Below are 16,449 nucleotides of genomic sequence, written 5' to 3' on the forward strand. Positions count from 1 at the left end.
CAGGGGGCTGCATATCCTGTGGGAACTGTCTTGTGCTGCCTGAACCGGCCTCATCGCCGGCAAGCCGGCTCCTACAGGTACGGCACTGGCCTGAAGCTTGTGCAATCCCTGTCGGAGCGGGTTTACCCGCGAAACGGGCGGTGCGGTTTGTCAGGACTCAAAGCAGATGTGCCCATCGACCAAGGTATAACGCACCGCGCCCGGCAGGCAGTGGCCGATGAACGGGCAGTTTTCGCCGCGCGAGAACCACTGCTCGCCCGCCACGGTGGAGGCTTGCGGGTCGAACAGCACCAGGTCGGCGGCGCCGCCCACCTTCAGCTCGCCGGCCGGCAGGCGCAGGGCGCCGGCAGGGCCGCTGGACAGGCGCGCCAGCAGGGTCGGCAGGTCGAGCAGGCCGTCCTCGACCAGGGTCATGGCCAGCGGTAGCAGCAGCTCGACGCTGCTGATACCCGGCTCGGTGGCGCCGAACGGGGCCAGCTTGGCGTCGCGCTCGTGGGGCTGGTGGTGGCTGGAGATGGCCTGGATCACCCCGGCCTTCACCGCTTCGCGCAGGCCGTCACGGTCGGCGGCGGTGCGCAGTGGCGGCTGCACGTGGTAGAGGCTTGAGAAATCACGCAGCGCCTCGTCGGTGAGGATCAGCTGGTACAGCGCCACGTCAGCGGTCACCGGCAGCCCCAACTGCTGGGCCTGGGCGATCAGCCGTGCGCCACGGGCGCTGGTGATCTGGCTGAAGTGCGCACGCACGCCGCTCTGCTCGACCAGCAGCAGGTTGCGCGCCAGGGCCACGGTCTCGGCGCTCTCGGGGATGCCGGGCAGGCCGAGGAAGCTGGCCATCGGGCCTTCGTGGGCCAGGCCACCCTGCGACAGGTCGCTGTCCTGGGAGTGGAACACCACGGTCAGGTCGAAGGTGGCGGCGTATTCCAGCGCCCGGGCCAGGGTGCGGTTGTTGGGGATTTGTTTCAGGCCGTTGCCGAAGGCCACGCAGCCGGTATCGCGCAGGGCCACCAGCTCGGCCAGTTGCTCGCCTTCCAGGCCCTTGGTCAGGGCGCCGATCGGGTAGACCTTGCTGTTGGCCGCCTCACGGGCGCGGTCGAGGATCAGCTCGGCCACTGCCGGGGTGTCCAGCACCGGTTTGGTCTGCGGCGGGCAGCACAGGCTGGTGACGCCACCGGCCACCGCGGCGCGGGTTTCGCTGGCAATGTTGCCCTTGCGGCTGTAGCCCGGCTCGCGCAGCGACACGCCGAGGTCCACCAGGCCGGGGGCTGCCACCAGGCCGTCGGCCTGGATCGTGCGGCTGGCGCTGAAGCCGGCCGGTGCAGCGCCGATGGCGGCAATGCGCCCGCCGTCCAGGTGCAGGTCGGTGACACGGTCCAGGCCGCTGGCAGGGTCGATCACCCGGGCGCCGATAATGCTGAGGGTCACTGGGCGTTCTCCTGGTCGAGTTGACGTTGCGCGTTCTGCCCGCTCATGGCCATGGACAGCACCGCCATGCGCACGGCGATGCCGTAGGTAACCTGGTTGAGAATCACCGAGTGTTTGCCGTCGGCCACTGCCGATTCGATCTCCACGCCACGGTTGATCGGGCCCGGGTGCATGACGATGGCATCGGGCTTGGCCCCGGCCAGGCGCGCGGTGGTCAGGCCGAACAGGCGGTAGAACTCGCCTTCGCTGGGCAGCAGGCCGCCGGCCATGCGCTCGCGCTGCAGGCGCAGCATGATCACCACGTCGACGTCTTTCAGGCCTTCGGCCATGTCGGTGTAGACCTTCACCCCGTACTGCTCGATGCCGATCGGGATCAGGGTTTTCGGGCCGATCACGCGGATGTCCGGGCAGCCTAGCGCCTTGAGCGCGAGCATGTCCGAGCGGGCCACGCGCGAATGCAGGATATCGCCGACGATGGCCACCGAAAGGTTCTCGAAGCTGCCCTTGTGGCGGCGGATGGTCAGCATGTCGAGCATGCCTTGCGTGGGGTGCGCATGGCGGCCGTCACCGCCGTTGATCACCGCTACGTCCGGGCACACGTGCTCGGCGATGAAGTGGGCGGCGCCGGAGTCGGAGTGGCGCACCACGAACATGTCGGCGGCCATGGCCTCCAGGTTGCGCAGGGTGTCGAACAGGGTCTCGCCCTTGCTGGTCGAGGAGGTCGACACGTTCAGGCTGATCACGTCGGCCGACAGGCGCTGGGCGGCCAGCTCGAAGGTGGTGCGGGTGCGGGTGGAGTTCTCGAAGAACACGTTGCACACGGTCTTGCCGCGCAGCAGCGGGACCTTCTTCACGGCCCGGGCGCCGACTTCGAGGAACGAGTCGGCGGTGTCGAGGATTTCGGTCAGCAGTTCGCGGGGCAAACCGTCGAGCGAGAGGAAGTGGCGTAGCTGGCCCTGATCATTGAGCTGCAGCGGGCGCTTGGCGTCGAATGGCGTCATCGCGGGGGACTCTTAAAGGGCGGATGCGGGGGCGAGGTCCTGGCGCTCGAGGGCGAGCGGGGCGGGTCCGGTCAATTTTACCCGTTCATGGGCGGCCAGCGACAGCGTGGCGCCGAGCACATTCGGGCGGATCGGCAGTTCGCCGGCATCCAGGTCCAGCAGGCACACCAGCGTCACGCTGGCCGGGCGGCCGTAGTCGAACAGTTCGTTGAGGGCGGCGCGGATGGTGCGCCCGCTCATCAGCACGTCGTCGATCAGCACCAGGTGCTGACCTTCGATCTCGAACGGCAGCTCCGACGGGCGCACCTGCGGGTGCAGGCCGTTCTGGCTGAAATCGTCGCGGTAGAACGACACGTCCAGGGTGCCCAGCGGGCTGTCATCGCCAAGCTCCGCTTGCAGGGCCTGGGCAACCCAGACGCCGCCGGTGCGGATGCCGATATAGCGTGGCTCGGTGATGGCGCGGCGGGCCAGATGGGCGCGAAGGTCGACGGCCATCTGCCGGATCAGTTCGGCGGGATCGGGTAGGCTCATTGCGGGTCTCCTGGGGGCGCCGGGGCGTGGGGGTGGCCCCGGCGTGAACGCGGAAAAGTCAGGTATTGGCCTCCAGCCAGCCTTGCAGCAGCAGGGCGGCGGCGATGGCGTCGACCGGGTTGTCGCGGTAGCTGCCATGGCGGTTGCCACGGGCCATCTGCTCGCCTTTGGCTTCAAAGGTGGTCAGGCGCTCGTCGTGGGTGTGTACCGGCAGGTTGTAACGGCCGTTCAGGCGGCGGGCGAATTTTTCGGCGCGCTCGCTCATTTCGCTGGGTGTGCCGTCCATGTTCAGCGGCAGGCCGACGACGATGGCGTCGGGCTTCCATTCCTTGATGAGCTTTTCTACCTGGTTCCAGTCCGGCACGCCGTTTTGGGCCTTGAGCGTGCACAGCTCGCGGGCCTGGCCGGTGATCACCTGGCCGACGGCAACGCCGATCTGTTTGGTGCCGTAGTCGAAGCCCAGCAGCAGGCGCAGCTCAGCCATCAGGCGTGCCCCGCCTGGCTGGTCAGCAGGCTCAGGTTGATGCCCAGGCTCTTGGCGGCCTGGGCCAGGCGCATGTCACTGGCCATGCCGAACAGGATGTCGGCGTCGAACGGGCAGTTGAGCCAGGCGTTGTCGGCCAGCTCCGCTTCCAGTTGCCCGGCTTCCCAGCCGGCGTAACCCAGGGTGATCAGGCTCTGCTTGGGGCCGACGCCGGCGGCGATGGCCAGCAGCACGTCCTGCGAGGTGGTCAGCGACAAACCTTCGAGCGCGACGGTGGCCTGGAAGCTGCACTCGTTGCTGTGCAGCACGAAACCGCGGTCGGTCTGCACCGGGCCGCCCTGGTAGATGGGCACCTGCAGTGTGCTGGGCGGCGGTGTTTCGTCGGGGCGCAGTTGCTCGAGAATATCGGCAAGGTTCAGCTCTTGCGGGCGGTTGATCACCAGCCCCATGGCGCCGTTCTCGTTGTGTTCGACGATGTACGTCAGCGTTTGCGCGAAGTTCGGATCAGCCATGTGCGGCATGGCAATCAGGAACTGGTGCTTGAGGTAGCTGGGGCTGAAGGTTTTCATGAGCGCTAGTGTGGCGCCAGGTGAGGAGGCTGACAAGGTGCTGTGCGGCTGTCCGGCAACCCTGTAGGAGCAGGCTTGCCTGCGATGGCGGTGGTGGGGCCACTGATGCTATTGCAGGCAAGCCTGCATCTGAAGGGACGCATAGGTTGTGCGAATGCCGGGAAAAACACGTTTGTATAATTTGTATAAGCAGTGGTGGTTGTCTGTTTGTGGGCGCTTGAGGGCCTCGTCGCGACACCTCGTCAGGTGGCGGAAATCGCGAAATGGGGAATTTGAACGGTGATACTGCGTCCATCTGGCCCAGGGTAAGTAAAGGTTGCCGAACCTTTGACTGTGCGTTCGTATTCGCCCAGGTGCACCTCGCTAATCTCGATCATGCCTTCGCCGTACTCGCCCTTCACTGAGTTCGGATACACCCCTTTTCCCCAGAGTACGAAATATGAGCCTGCTGGAGCGTTCGGGCCGACCACGAGTGGGAAGCTGCCTGTTTCAAGCTTGCCCTCGCTCCTGATGAGAATAGCTGGCACCTCGCCATCGGCATCTTCCGGCTGTTTGATGAAATGACACTGGAATGCCGTGACTGACTCTTCGAACAAGCCAAGAACCGCCGTGCTTTCGTAGTCCAATCCTTCGCTAAGCACCCTGAACCTCCTGGTGCCTGCAAACACTGTTTGCTGTCTGTTGGGGATACTTGCCGATGATTTGCTCATGCTGCGCTCCTTGGAACAGGTTCCGGGATGGCCAGCATTGGATGTTTGAGGCTTTGCCACAACTGGCAAAAATATCAGGTGGCAGGTTGATAATGCGCTGCTGGAGCCTTCGCCTGGGTAAAGCCACTGACGCTATCGCAGGCAAGCCTGCTCCTACAGGGGCGGGGATGCCAGGAGACTAGTTGCTCGACAGCTTGTCACCCCGCGCAAAGCGCCAGGTGCGGATGATCTCCAGCCGGTCGAACTCGGCCAGGTCGCCGGTGAACGGCGCGAACGGCGCCGCCAGGCGCACGATGCGCTGGGCGGCCTGGTCCAGCACCGGCTGGCCGGACGATTCGAGCACCAGCACCTCATACAGCGAACCGTCGCGGTTGATCGACACCATCATCCGCAGGCTGCCGTACATCTGCTGGCGCCGGGCTTCTTCGGGGTAGTTGAGGTTGCCGATGCGCTCGACCTTTTTGCGCCACTCTTCCTTGTACCAGGCGCCCTTGTCGCGCATGGTCGAGGCCGCGTTCAGGCGGTGGATGCGCGGGCGCTTGGCGTAGCGCTGCTGTTCGTTGGACAGCTCCGCCTCAAGGCTGGCGATCTGGCTGGACAGCTGCGAGCTGTCGAAGTCCGGCACCTTGGCTTCGGCCTGCGGCTGGGGCTTGGTCTCTTTCGGCTTGGGTTCGACCTTCTGCGCCTTGGGCGCCTGGGTGGTCACCGCGGACTTTTGCTGCACCGGCGGTGGCGGCACCTCCTGGCGGGCGGCAGGCGGCGGGGTGACCTTGTTGATCTTGCTGTCCTGGAACGGCGCCACTTCGGTGGTCTTGGGCACTGCTTTCTTGTCCAGGGTGCCGCTGCCCTGCTGGTTGTCCTGGGCCTGGAAGTCGGCCTTTTCAGGCGGCTTCTCGCTCTTGAAGGTGGCCAGGGTGATATCCATGGTGTGGCGGATATCCGCCGGTTTGACCACAGAGAAACCCACACCCAGGATCAGCGCCAGGTGCACCAGGGCAGCCAGAAACAGGGTAAAGCCGAGCCGGTCCACCGGGCGAACGCGGGGTGGCAGCAGGTCGGCGGGGATGTCTGCGGGGAGCGTCATCGAATATCCAGCAACCGCTGGGTGGGGCAGCGGCTCAGTCGAAATGGACCGGCATCATACCCCACTGCGCGGTGTTGCCACCTGTCCTCGGTCAGCGCGCCTTCAGCTGGCGATCAATGGCATCCATCAGCTTGGCGCCGATGTTGGTGTTGTAGGCGGCGTCGATCTCGCGGATGCAGGTCGGGCTGGTGACGTTGATTTCGGTCAGATAGTCGCCGATCACGTCCAGGCCGACGAACAGCAGGCCCTTTTCACGCAAGGTCGGGCCCACCTGGGCGGCGATCCAGCGGTCGCGCTCGCTCAGCGGGCGGGCTTCGCCACGGCCACCGGCGGCCAGGTTGCCGCGGGTCTCGCCGCTGGCGGGGATGCGCGCCAGGCAGTAGTCCACCGGCTCGCCGTCGATCATCAGGATGCGCTTGTCGCCGTCCTTGATCGCCGGCAGGTAGGCCTGCGCCATGATTTGCTGGGCGCCCAGTGCAGTCAGGGTTTCGAGGATCACCGAGAGGTTCGGGTCGCCGGCGCGGTGGCGGAAGATCGAGGTGCCGCCCATGCCGTCCAGCGGCTTGAGGATCACATCACCGTGCTTGGCGGCGAACTCGCGGATGATGTCCGGGCGGCGGCTTACCAGGGTGGGTGGGGTGCACTGCGGGAACAGTGTGGCGAAGAGCTTCTCGTTGCAGTCGCGCAGGCTTTGCGGGCGGTTCACCACCAGCACGCCTTCGGCCTCGGCCTGCTCCAGCAGGTAGGTGCTGTAGACGAACTCCATGTCGAAGGGCGGGTCCTTGCGCATCAGGATTACGTCCAGCTCGGCCAGCGGGGCGTCCTGCTCGTCACCCAGCTCGAACCAGCGCGCCGGGTCGGCGAACACCTTCAGCGGGCGGCGGCGTGCGCGGGCCTTGCCTTCGCCTTGATACAGGTCGCGCTGCTCCATGTAGAACAGCTCCCAGCCACGGGCCTGGGCGGCCAGCAGCATGGCCAGCGAGCTGTCCTTTTTGTAGGAGATGGACGCGATGGGGTCCATGACAATCCCGAGGCGAACGCTCATGGGGTAATTCCTCTTGGCGGCAGGTGGCCGCGATGGCACGAAAATGAAAGTGGCTCAGGGTGGCGCCGGGCGCGCGCCGGGTCAAGGGGCGGGCAGATGGAATGGCTACCTTGAGTGTGCTAAAAAGGCCCCATCAAGCCGCTAGCGACAAGCTTTGAGCTGCAAGCCGGCAGGCCGTGCACCGGTCCGCTTTTTCTTGCAGCTTGCGGCTCGCAGCTTGCAGCTCCCAGAGGTGGCGAATTATATGGAACAACCCCTGAAGGTGATGGTGATCGACGATTCCCGCACGATCCGCCGCACCGCGCAGATGTTGCTCGGCGAGGCCGGCTGCGAGGTGATTACCGCCAGCGACGGTTTCGACGCCCTGGCAAAAATCGTCGACCACAAGCCACGCATCATCTTCGTCGATGTACTGATGCCGCGCCTGGACGGTTACCAGACCTGCGCGGTGATCAAGCACAACAGCGAATTCAAGGACACCCCGGTCATCCTGCTCTCGTCCCGCGACGGCCTGTTCGACAAGGCCCGCGGCCGGGTGGTGGGCTCTGATCAGTTTCTGACCAAACCGTTCAGCAAGGACGAACTGCTCGACGCGATCCGCGCCCACGTGCCCGGCTTCGCCGCGCAGGACCCACACGTAACCTGACGCTGCCGGCAACGGCGGCGCCCAACGTTCCTCATGGGGAAACAGCATGGCCCGAGTTCTGATTGTCGACGACTCGCCGACAGAGATGTACCGCTTGACCGAATGGCTGGAGAAGCACGGCCACCAGGTGCTCAAGGCCGACAATGGCGCCGATGGCGTTGCCCTGGCCCGCCTAGAAAAGCCCGACGCGGTGCTGATGGACATCGTCATGCCCGGCATGAACGGCTTCCAGGCCACCCGCCAGCTCAGCAAGGACCCGGAAACCAGCGCCATCCCGGTGGTGGTGGTGACCACCAAGGACCAGGAAACCGACCGTATCTGGGCCACCCGCCAGGGCGCCCGCGACTTTCTCACCAAACCGGTGGAAGAAGACGCCCTGATCGCCAAGCTCATCGAGGTGCTCGGCGCTTGACCACCCGCCCCCAGGGCGCGTCGCTGACCGCCTTCGAGCTGCTGCTGGACATCGACCGGCGTTGCCGCCTGCTGGTGGCCGACCAGCCGCTGCAGGACACCCGCCTGCAGCAGTGGAGCGGCATCGGCTTTCGCATTGCCGGGCAATGGTTCGTCGCGCCCATGGGCGAGGTCGCCGAGGTGCTGCGTGAGCCGCGCAGCAGCCGGGTACCGGGGGTTCAGCCCTGGGTGCGCGGGGTGGCCAACCTGCGCGGGCGGCTGCTGCCGGTGATGGACCTGTGTGCCTTTTTCGGGCTGGGCCCGGCCACACCGGGCAAGCAGCGCCGGGTGCTGGTGCTGGACCATGAAGAACTGTTTGCCGGGTTGCTGGTGGACGAGGTGGTGGGCTTGCAGCACTTTGCCCTGAGCAGCCTTGAGCTGTCGCCGCCGCAACCCTTGATTCGCGCCGCAGCGCCGTTCGTGCAGGGGCATTTCCCGCGTGAGCGCAACTGGGCGATTTTCAGCCCGTTCGCCCTGGCCCAGGCGCCGGGGTTTCTCGATGTGGCGTTGTAGAGGAATATCGCCGTGACCAAGCCGGGCCCTACCGTATCCCCCGCCGCCGTGGCCCAGCGCCCGCGCAGTACTGCGCAGATCACCGTGCTGTTCGTGGTGCTGATTCTGTCGATCGTGCTGCTGTTCGCCAACTTCGCCTACCTCAACACCCAGGCCAACCACGACAAGCAGTACATCGGCCACGCCGGCGAGCTGCGCGTGCTGTCGCAGCGCATCGCCAAGAACGCCACCGAGGCCGCCGCCGGCAAGGCCCTGGCGTTCCGCCAGCTGAGCGATGCGCGCAACGATTTCGAGCGGCGCTGGGACTACCTGCGCCATGGCGACAAGAGCACCGGCCTGCCCTCGGCGCCGGCAGCGGTGCGCGACGAAATGGACGCGGTGCGCCAGGACTGGGAAAACCTGCGCAAGAACACCGACACCATCCTTGGCAGTGAGCAGACCGTGCTGTCGCTGCACCAGGTGGCGGCGACCCTTGCCGAAACCGTGCCGCAGTTGCAGGTCGAATACGAAAAGGTGGTGGAAATCCTGCTGCAGAGCGGCGCCCCGGCCAGCCAGGTAGCCGTGGCCCAGCGCCAGCTGCTGCTGGCCGAGCGTATTCTGGGGTCGGTCAACACCGTGCTGTCCGGCGAAGACACCTCGGTGCAGGCCGCCGACACCTTCGGCCGCGACGCCAGCCGCTTCGGCCAGGTACTCGAAGGCATGCTGGCCGGCAACCCGGCCATCCAGGTGACCCGGGTCGAGGACGCCGATGCCCGCGCTCGGCTGGCTGAAATCGCCGAACTGTTCCAGTTCGTTGCCGGCTCCGTGGACGAGATTCTCGAAACCTCGCCGGAGCTTTTGCGCGTGCGCGAGGCCGCCGGCAACATCTTCAGCCTGTCGCAAACCCTGCTCGATGAGGCTTCGCACCTGGCCAACGGCTTCGAGAACCTGGCCGGCGGGCGTACCCTCGACACCGTCGGTGGCTACGCCCTGGGCTTGCTGGCGCTGGCCTCGATCATCCTCATCGGCCTGGTGATGGTGCGCGCCACCCACCGCCAGCTGCGCGAAACCGCCGAAAAGAACGAGCGCAACCAGCAGGCGATCATGCGCTTGCTGGATGAAATCGAAGAGCTGGCCGACGGCGACCTGACCGTCACCGTGTCGGTCACCGAAGACTTCACCGGCGCCATCGCCGATTCGATCAACTACTCGGTCGACCAGTTGCGCGACCTGGTGGCCACCATCAACCACAGCGCCGAGCAGGTGGCCGCCGCGGTGCAGGACACCCAGAACACCTCGCGCCAGCTGGCCAAGGCCTCCGAGCACCAGGCCGAGCAGATCAGCGAGGCCTCCGAGGCGGTGGGCGACATGGTCGAGTCCATCGACCGGGTGTCGGCCCACGCCTACGAGTCGGCCAAGGTGGCCGAGCGCTCGGTGGCCATCGCCAACAAGGGCAACGAGGTGGTGCACAACACCATCAACGGCATGAACAACATCCGTGAGCAGATCCAGGACACCGCCAAGCGCATCAAGCGCCTGGGTGAGTCCTCCCAAGAGATCGGCGACATCGTCAGCCTGATCGACGACATTGCCGACCAGACCAACATCCTTGCCCTCAACGCGGCGATCCAGGCCTCGCTGGCCGGCGAGGCCGGGCGCGGCTTTGCCGTGGTCGCCGACGAGGTGCAGCGCCTGGCCGAGCGCTCGTCTTCGGCAACGCGGCAGATCGAAGCCCTGGTGCGCACCATCCAGGCCGACACTAATGAAGCAGTGATCTCCATGGAGCAGACCACCGCCGAAGTGGTGCGCGGCGCGCGCCTGGCCCAGGACGCCGGGGTGGCGCTGGCCGAAATCGAGGGCGTGTCGCAGACCCTGGCCGAACTGATCCACAGCATCTCCGACGCCGCCCAGTTGCAGACCTCCTCGGCCGGGCAGATCTCCCACACCATGGCGGTGATCCAGCAGATCACCGCGCAAACGTCCACCGGTTCCAGCGCCACCGCCGACAGCATTCGCCACCTGGCGCGCATGGCCAGCGAGATGCGCCGCTCGGTGTCGGGTTTCACCCTGCCCAAGGTCGAGCGCCCGTGAGCCAGCCCAGCATCACCGGCATGCGCCACGACACCGTGGCCCTGGCCTGGGCCAAGGCGCCCATGCTCGACTGCCTGGGCCAGGCGCGCCAGGCCCTGGAACGCTTTGCCGGAGAAACCGGCGACCTGTCGATGCTGGCCTTCGTGGTGGACAACCTGCACCAGGTGCACGGTTGCCTGCGCATGCTCGAACTGCCCGGCGCCATGCGCCTGGCCGAAGAGCTTGAGTTGCTGGGCCAAGCCATGGCCGATGGCCAGGTAGCGCCCCGCGGCGACTGCCTGGGCGCGCTGTTCCGCGGCCTGGAGCAACTGCCGCCGTACCTCGACCGGCTGCGCGGTGCGCGCCACGACCTGCCGCTGGTGGTGCTGCCGCTGCTCAACCAGCTGCGCGCCTGCCGCGGCGCCGAGCCACTGGCGCAAGGCAGCCTGCTCGGCGAACTGGGCCAGCGCCTGGCGGGCGCGGCCGACCTTGCCGACCTCGACCTGTCGCTGGGCAACTGGCGCGAGCACATGCAGGCCGGCCCCGGGCGCGATGCGCTGCGCTCGGTGGTGATGGCGCTGTGCGACGACCTGATGCGCATCAAGGAACGCCTGGCCCCATTCGTCGCTGGCGAGCAAACCCCGCGCGAGCCATTGGAGGCCCTGCTGGCGCCGTTGCGGCATGTGGCCGACACCCTGGCGGTGCTGGGTTTTCAGCAGCCGCGGCGGGTGATCATCGACCAGGTGCTGGCGTTGCAGGCACTGGTGGAGCAGGGCGATGCCGTGGATGAAGCGGTGCTGATGGATGTGGCCGGGGCGCTGCTGTACGTCGAGGCGACCCTCAACGGCATGGTCGGCCCGCTGGAAGAAACCGAGCCCGGCGGCCTGCCCGGCGCCGATCTGGCCGATACCCGCCAGTTGGTGCTCAACGAATCGCTGAACGTGCTGCAGCAGGCCAAGGACCTGATCGCCGACTGCCTGGAGTCGGACTGGTCGCGCCAGCGCTTGCAGGCCCTGCCCGGGCTGCTGCAACAGGTGCGCGGGGCCTTGGCGATGCTGATGCTGCCGGCCGCCGCCGAGGTGTTCGCCGGCGCCGCCGGCTATGTGCAGGGCTGGCTGGGGCACCTTGAAGAGGAGCCGCTGCCCGATGAGCTGGCGCACCTGGCCGACGCCCTGTGCGCCATCGAAGCCTACCTGCAATGGCGGGTGGCCGACCCCTTGGCCGACGCGCAAGCGTTCATCGACATGGCCCATGCCGGCTTGTCGGCCCTTGGTGTGCACTGCCGGCACCCGCAAACCGCAGCCATTGCCGGTTTGGCCGTGGATGGCATCGACGACGAGCTGCGCGAGGTCTTCCTCGAAGAGGCCGGCGAGCTGCTGCCGGAAATCGAGCGCCACTGGCTGCGCTGGCGCGCCGACAACAGCCTGCGTGATGCCCTGGTGGAGGTGCGCCGGGCGTTGCATACGCTCAAGGGCAGCGGCCGCATGGTGCATGCCCAGGCAGTGGCGGAACTGGCCTGGGGCGCCGAGCACCTGCTCAACCGTGTGCTCGAAGGGCGCATCGTGCTCAGCGCCGAAGGGCTGGTGGCCTTGCAGCAGGTGCTCGTGCGCCTGCCCGACCTGCTGGCCGACTTCGCCGCCGGCCTGGTGCCGGCCACGGCCGAAATCGAGCAACTGGCGGGCCACCTGCATGCGTTGGCGCTCAACGATGCCGCGCCTGCCGCCAGCATCGACGGGCTCGACCCGAACCTGCTGGAGATCTTCCGCAACGAAGCCCAGGGCCACCTGGCTGCGCTCGAAGCCTGGCTGCAGGCCGCCGACCCACGGGGCGCGCCGGTCAGTGACGGCCTGCAGCGGGCGCTGCATACCCTCAAGGGCAGCGCGGCGATGGCCGGGGTGATGCCGGTGGCTGAGCTGGCCACCGCCCTCGACCGCCTGGTGCGTGAGTACAAAGGCCATGAGCAGCCGCTGCTGCTGGTGGAAATCGAACTGCTGGAAGCGGCCCGGGCCTTGTTCCACTTAGGCCTGGCGCAACTGAACAGCACGCCGCTGGCGCCGATCCCGGGCGCCGCCGAACTGATCGAGCAGGTCGGCCAGACCGTCGATGTACGCCTGGCGCAGCAGCAGGCCGATTCGCCGCAACCACGGCGCAGCCGGCGCGACCCGCAGCTGATTGCCAGCTTCCTGGGCCAGGCCATGGATACCCTGCTCGACGCCGATAACCTGCTCGCCCACTGGCAGCAGCAGCCGGCTGGCCGGCAGGGGCTGGAAACCCTGCTCGACGACATGACCAGCCTCGGCCATGCCGCGCACCAGGCCGAGCTGTGGCAGGTGGATGAAATCTGCGAGGGCCTGCTGGACCTGTACGGTGCGGTGGAGGAAGGCAGCCTGCCGGCGAACGAGCGCTTCTTCGCCGTTGCCCGCGACGCCCATGAAACCCTGTTCGACCTGCTCGACGAAATTGCCGCAGGCCAGGACCTGAGCGCCCGCCCCGAGTGCCTGGCGGCGCTGCGCGGGGTGCTCGACGACGCGCTGGCCCCGGATGCGCTCGGGGTGGTCGGCGCGCAGGGCGTTCAAGCCTTGGCCAGCCCCGACCCGTTACCGGCTCAGGCGGTGGTCGAGCTGTTCCTCGACGAGGCCGCCGACATCCTTGAAAGCGCCGCCGACGCCTTGCGCCAGTGGCAGCAGGAGCCCGACAGCGTCTCGGCGCTGTCAGCGCTGCAGCACGATGTGCAGACGCTCAAAGGCGGCGCGCAGATGGCCGCCATCGGCGCGGTGGAGGTGCTGGCCCAGGAGTTGGCGCTGCTCTATGAGGGCTTGGTGGACCGCCGCCTGGGGGCCAGCGAGGCGCTGTTCGCGCTGCTGTGGCACAGCCATGCAACCTTGGCCGACATGCTGCAAAGCCTGCGCGACGGCCAGGCACCGGTGTCGGCGGTGGCGCTGCTGGGCGAGCTGCGCGAGTTTCGCCACAGCGCACCGCCGCCGGCTGCAGCCGTTGCGCCGGAAGACGTGGAAGAGGCGGCAGGCGACAAGGAGCTGCTGGAAGTCTTCCTCGAAGAAAGCTCGGACATCGTCGAGAGCGCCGCCGAGTCCCTGGCCCGCTGGCAGGCCGACCCGCGCAGCACGGTGGAGGTAGAGAACCTGCTGCGCGACCTGCACACCCTCAAGGGCGGTGCGCGCATGGTCGAGATCACCGCTATTGGCGACCTGGCCCACGAGCTGGAGTTTCTCTACGAGCTGCTGGCCGCCGGGCGCCTGCCGCCGACGCCGGCCTTGTTCAGCCTGCTGCAGAACTGCCACGACCGCCTGGCGCACATGCTCGATGCGGTGCGTATGGGCCAGCAGTTGCACGCCGCCACCGCGCTGATCGACTACATACGCAATTTCTCCAGCGCCGCCCTCACCGACAGCGCTGCCGGCCAGGCAGCGGTCGAGCCAGTACCGCTGGAAGTGCCTGCCGCCGCGCCCGAGCGGGCGGGGGACATGGTCAAGGTGGATGCCGAACTGCTCGACGACCTGGGCAACCTGGCCGGCGAACACGCGGTGATTCGCGGGCGGATCGAGCAGCAGGTCAACGATGCGCAGTTTGCCCTGAACGAGATGGAAACCACCCTGGAGCGCATGCGCGACCAGTTGCTGCGCCTGGATATCGAAACCCAGGGGCGTATCTCCAGCCGCCAGCAGTTCGAAGGCGACGCATACGACGACTTCGACCCGCTGGAGATGGACCGCCATTCACAGCTGCAGCAGCTGTCGCGGGCGCTGTTCGAATCGGCCTCCGACCTGCTCGATCTGCGCGAAACGCTGCTGCAGCGCTCCCAGGAAACCCACGGCCTGCTGCAGCAGCAGGCGCGGGTCAACAGCCAGTTGCAAGAAGGCCTGACTGCTACCCTGATGGTGCCGTTTGAGCGCCTGGTACCGCGCCTGCAACGTGTGGTACGTCAGGTGGCCAGCGAGCTGGGCAAGCAGGTCGAACTGGTGGTCGGCAACGCCGAGGGCGAGCTCGACCGCAGCGTGCTCGAGCGCATGGTGGCGCCCCTTGAGCACATGCTGCGCAACGCCGTCGACCACGGCCTGGAGTCGCGCGAGGCGCGCCTGGCCGCCGGCAAGCCGGAGCTGGGTACCATTCACCTGAACCTGCTGCACGAAGGCGCCGACATCGTCATCGAAATGAGCGACGACGGTGCCGGCGTGCCGCTGGAGGCGGTGCGCAAAAAAGCCATCAAGCGCGGCCTGCTCGACCCGCAGGCGCAGTTGAGCGACCACGAGATCCTGCAGTTCATCTTGCGCCCGGGGTTCTCCACGGCCGAGAAGATCACCCAGATTTCCGGGCGCGGCCTGGGCATGGACGTGGTGCATGAAGAGGTCAAGCAGCTCGGCGGCTCGATGAGCATCGAGTCCAGCCCCGGGCGCGGCGCGCGCTTCTTGATTCGCCTGCCGTTCACCGTGTCGGTGAACCGGGCGCTGATGGTGCACCTGGGCGATGAGCAATACGCGATTCCGCTGAACACCATCGAAGGCATCGTGCGGGTGCCGCCAGCGGAGCTGGAGGCCTGCTACCGCCTCGACCCGCCACGCTACACCTACGCCGGGCACGACTATGCGCTGCGCTACCTGGGTGAACTGGTGCAGGGCAGCGGCCAGCCGGCCTTGCTGGGGCAGAGCGTGCCGCTGCCGGTGCTGCTGACCCACTCCCACGAGCAGTCGTTCGCCATCCAGGTCGACAGCCTGTCGCCCAGCCGCGAGATCGTGGTGAAGAGCCTGGGGCCGCAGTTTGCCGCCGTGCCGGGGCTGTCCGGGGCAACCTTGCTCGGTGATGGCCGGGTGGTGCTGATTCTCGACCTGCTCGGCCAGTTGCGCGGCCAGCAGCGGCGCCTGGCACGCCTGCCGGGTGGTGGCGATGGCCAGCGCGCGCTGATCGGCCCGGTGCCGCGCCGGCCGTTGCTGGTGATGGTGGTGGACGACTCGGTGACCGTGCGCAAGGTCACCAGCCGTTTGCTCGAGCGCCACGGCATGAGCGTGCTGACTGCCAAGGACGGGGTCGATGCCATGGCCCTGCTCGAAGAACACCGCCCCGACGTGCTGTTGCTGGACATCGAGATGCCGCGCATGGACGGCTTCGAGGTGGCCACGCGCATCCGCCGTGACGAACGCCTGCAAGCGCTGCCGATCATCATGATCACCTCGCGTACCGGGCAGAAGCACCGCGAGCGGGCCATGGCCATCGGCGTCAACGAATACCTCGGCAAGCCGTATCAGGAATCGGTCCTGCTGCAGAGCATCGCCCACTGGAGCCAGCAGCATGCTTGAACATATCGCCGGCCAGCGCAGCAGCCTGACTGGCTTGCTGCTGCCCTTGGGCGACCGCACCCTGGTACTGCCCAACGTGGCGGTGGCCGAGCTGATCGGCCAGCGCAGCGGGGCCTGCGAGGAGGGTGAGGTGGACTGGCACATGGGCTGGGTGGACTGGCGCCAGCAGCGCCTGCCGCTGATCGGTTTCGAGGCCGCCTGCGGCGGGCACACGCCCTGTGGCGAGCGGGCGCGGGTGGTGGTGCTCAACGCGTTGGGCGATACCGGGCTGCGCTACCTGGCGTTGCTGCTGCAGGGCATTCCGCGCTCGTGCAAGCTGGACAGCCAGCTCAACTATGTCGATGTGCCGCTGGCCACCCTGGAAATGGCCGCGGTGCAGGTGGGCGAGCAGGTGGCGCGGGTGCCGGACCTGGCCGGGCTGGAGCGGCTGGTGCGTGACGCGCAATTGCAACCTGGGCCGGGTTAGGCTCAAGGACGCGCGGTCCCTGTAGGAGCGGCCTTGTGCCGCGAAAGGGCCGCAAAGCGGCCCCGGCTGCCTCTGCCGCGAGGCTGAAACGAGGGGCTGCTTCGCAGCCCATTCGCGGCACAAGGCCGCTCCTACAGGGGCCGGGGAACCTGATTACTGTCGGGAGGTCT

Annotated in this window: 14 protein-coding genes; 6 read left to right on the forward strand and 8 right to left on the reverse strand. The window is 67.2% G+C overall.

Annotation, left to right across the window (positions count from 1 at the left end; genetic code table 11):
• Positions 1–150: 150 nt before the first annotated feature.
• The 8 genes from ACI2KK_RS08235 to gshB form a co-directional block, all read right to left on the reverse strand.
• The gene (locus tag ACI2KK_RS08235) at positions 151–1,422 is read right to left on the reverse strand and encodes a dihydroorotase (protein ID WP_404668555.1); all 1,272 of its coding nucleotides are present in this window, start codon (positions 1,420–1,422) and stop codon (positions 151–153) included.
• The gene (locus tag ACI2KK_RS08240) at positions 1,419–2,423 is read right to left on the reverse strand and encodes an aspartate carbamoyltransferase catalytic subunit (RefSeq protein ID WP_217840671.1); all 1,005 of its coding nucleotides are present in this window, start codon (positions 2,421–2,423) and stop codon (positions 1,419–1,421) included. The genes ACI2KK_RS08235 and ACI2KK_RS08240 overlap by 4 nt, the downstream gene beginning before the upstream one ends.
• A 12-nt stretch (positions 2,424–2,435) precedes the next feature.
• Positions 2,436–2,954 carry a bifunctional pyr operon transcriptional regulator/uracil phosphoribosyltransferase PyrR gene (gene pyrR, locus ACI2KK_RS08245; protein ID WP_217887265.1) on the reverse strand — a complete coding sequence of 173 codons (519 nt, stop codon included), beginning with the start codon at positions 2,952–2,954 and terminating at the stop codon, positions 2,436–2,438.
• A 58-nt stretch (positions 2,955–3,012) separates the two neighbouring features.
• A complete protein-coding gene (gene ruvX / locus ACI2KK_RS08250) occupies positions 3,013–3,438 on the reverse strand; it encodes a Holliday junction resolvase RuvX (protein ID WP_217840669.1) in 426 nt (141 codons plus the stop codon).
• On the reverse strand, positions 3,438–4,007 hold the full coding sequence (locus tag ACI2KK_RS08255; protein ID WP_404668556.1) for a YqgE/AlgH family protein: 570 nt from the start codon (positions 4,005–4,007) through the stop codon (positions 3,438–3,440). The genes ruvX and ACI2KK_RS08255 overlap by 1 nt, the downstream gene beginning before the upstream one ends.
• Positions 4,008–4,249: 242 nt before the next feature.
• Entirely contained in the window at positions 4,250–4,717 is a 468-nt protein-coding gene (locus ACI2KK_RS08260) for a hypothetical protein (RefSeq protein WP_404668557.1), read from the reverse strand.
• Positions 4,718–4,895: 178 nt separating this feature from the next.
• The gene (locus ACI2KK_RS08265; protein ID WP_217887268.1) at positions 4,896–5,801 is read right to left on the reverse strand and encodes an energy transducer TonB; all 906 of its coding nucleotides are present in this window, start codon (positions 5,799–5,801) and stop codon (positions 4,896–4,898) included.
• A 91-nt stretch (positions 5,802–5,892) separates the two neighbouring features.
• Positions 5,893–6,846, reverse strand: a complete 954-nt coding sequence (gene gshB / locus ACI2KK_RS08270) for a glutathione synthase (protein ID WP_404668558.1) — start codon at positions 6,844–6,846, stop codon at positions 5,893–5,895.
• 244 nt (positions 6,847–7,090) lie between these two features.
• Between gshB and pilG the strand changes: the two genes are divergently transcribed.
• The 6 genes from pilG to ACI2KK_RS08300 are packed head-to-tail and all read left to right on the forward strand — an operon-like array spanning position 7,091 to position 16,279.
• Entirely contained in the window at positions 7,091–7,492 is a 402-nt protein-coding gene (pilG, locus tag ACI2KK_RS08275; protein ID WP_217840665.1) for a PleD family two-component system response regulator, read from the forward strand.
• Positions 7,493–7,538: 46 nt separating this feature from the next.
• Positions 7,539–7,904, forward strand: a complete 366-nt coding sequence (gene pilH / locus ACI2KK_RS08280; RefSeq protein ID WP_404668559.1) for a twitching motility response regulator PilH — start codon at positions 7,539–7,541, stop codon at positions 7,902–7,904.
• A complete protein-coding gene (locus tag ACI2KK_RS08285; RefSeq protein WP_217840663.1) occupies positions 7,901–8,455 on the forward strand; it encodes a chemotaxis protein CheW in 555 nt (184 codons plus the stop codon). The genes pilH and ACI2KK_RS08285 overlap by 4 nt, the downstream gene beginning before the upstream one ends.
• Positions 8,456–8,503: 48 nt before the next feature.
• Positions 8,504–10,525 (forward strand): methyl-accepting chemotaxis protein, encoded by a 2,022-nt coding sequence (locus ACI2KK_RS08290; RefSeq protein ID WP_217843662.1) that lies wholly within the window; start codon positions 8,504–8,506, stop codon positions 10,523–10,525.
• Positions 10,526–10,545: 20 nt separating this feature from the next.
• On the forward strand, positions 10,546–15,813 hold the full coding sequence (locus tag ACI2KK_RS08295) for an Hpt domain-containing protein (protein WP_404668586.1): 5,268 nt from the start codon (positions 10,546–10,548) through the stop codon (positions 15,811–15,813).
• Positions 15,806–16,279 carry a chemotaxis protein CheW gene (locus tag ACI2KK_RS08300; RefSeq protein WP_404668560.1) on the forward strand — a complete coding sequence of 158 codons (474 nt, stop codon included), beginning with the start codon at positions 15,806–15,808 and terminating at the stop codon, positions 16,277–16,279. The genes ACI2KK_RS08295 and ACI2KK_RS08300 overlap by 8 nt, the downstream gene beginning before the upstream one ends.
• Positions 16,280–16,449: the final 170 nt, after the last annotated feature.

The sequence above is a fragment of the Pseudomonas sp. NPDC089406 genome, from assembly GCF_044900265.1.
Classification (GTDB): domain Bacteria; phylum Pseudomonadota; class Gammaproteobacteria; order Pseudomonadales; family Pseudomonadaceae; genus Aquipseudomonas; species Aquipseudomonas fakonensis.

Excerpts from the sequence above, each read along its gene's own strand:
- ACI2KK_RS08240 (WP_217840671.1), bottom strand. The coding sequence starts at position 2,423 with ATGACGCCATTCGACGCCAAGCGCCCGCTGCAGCTCAATGATCAGGGC.
- pyrR (WP_217887265.1), bottom strand. The coding sequence starts at position 2,954 with ATGAGCCTACCCGATCCCGCCGAACTGATCCGGCAGATGGCCGTCGAC.
- ruvX (WP_217840669.1), bottom strand. The coding sequence starts at position 3,438 with ATGGCTGAGCTGCGCCTGCTGCTGGGCTTCGACTACGGCACCAAACAG.
- ACI2KK_RS08255 (WP_404668556.1), bottom strand. The coding sequence starts at position 4,007 with ATGAAAACCTTCAGCCCCAGCTACCTCAAGCACCAGTTCCTGATTGCC.
- ACI2KK_RS08260 (WP_404668557.1), bottom strand. The coding sequence starts at position 4,717 with ATGAGCAAATCATCGGCAAGTATCCCCAACAGACAGCAAACAGTGTTT.
- ACI2KK_RS08265 (WP_217887268.1), bottom strand. The coding sequence starts at position 5,801 with ATGACGCTCCCCGCAGACATCCCCGCCGACCTGCTGCCACCCCGCGTT.
- gshB (WP_404668558.1), bottom strand. The coding sequence starts at position 6,846 with ATGAGCGTTCGCCTCGGGATTGTCATGGACCCCATCGCGTCCATCTCC.
- pilG (WP_217840665.1), top strand. The coding sequence starts at position 7,091 with ATGGAACAACCCCTGAAGGTGATGGTGATCGACGATTCCCGCACGATC.
- pilH (WP_404668559.1), top strand. The coding sequence starts at position 7,539 with ATGGCCCGAGTTCTGATTGTCGACGACTCGCCGACAGAGATGTACCGC.
- ACI2KK_RS08295 (WP_404668586.1), top strand. The coding sequence starts at position 10,546 with ATGCGCCACGACACCGTGGCCCTGGCCTGGGCCAAGGCGCCCATGCTC.
- ACI2KK_RS08300 (WP_404668560.1), top strand. The coding sequence starts at position 15,806 with ATGCTTGAACATATCGCCGGCCAGCGCAGCAGCCTGACTGGCTTGCTG.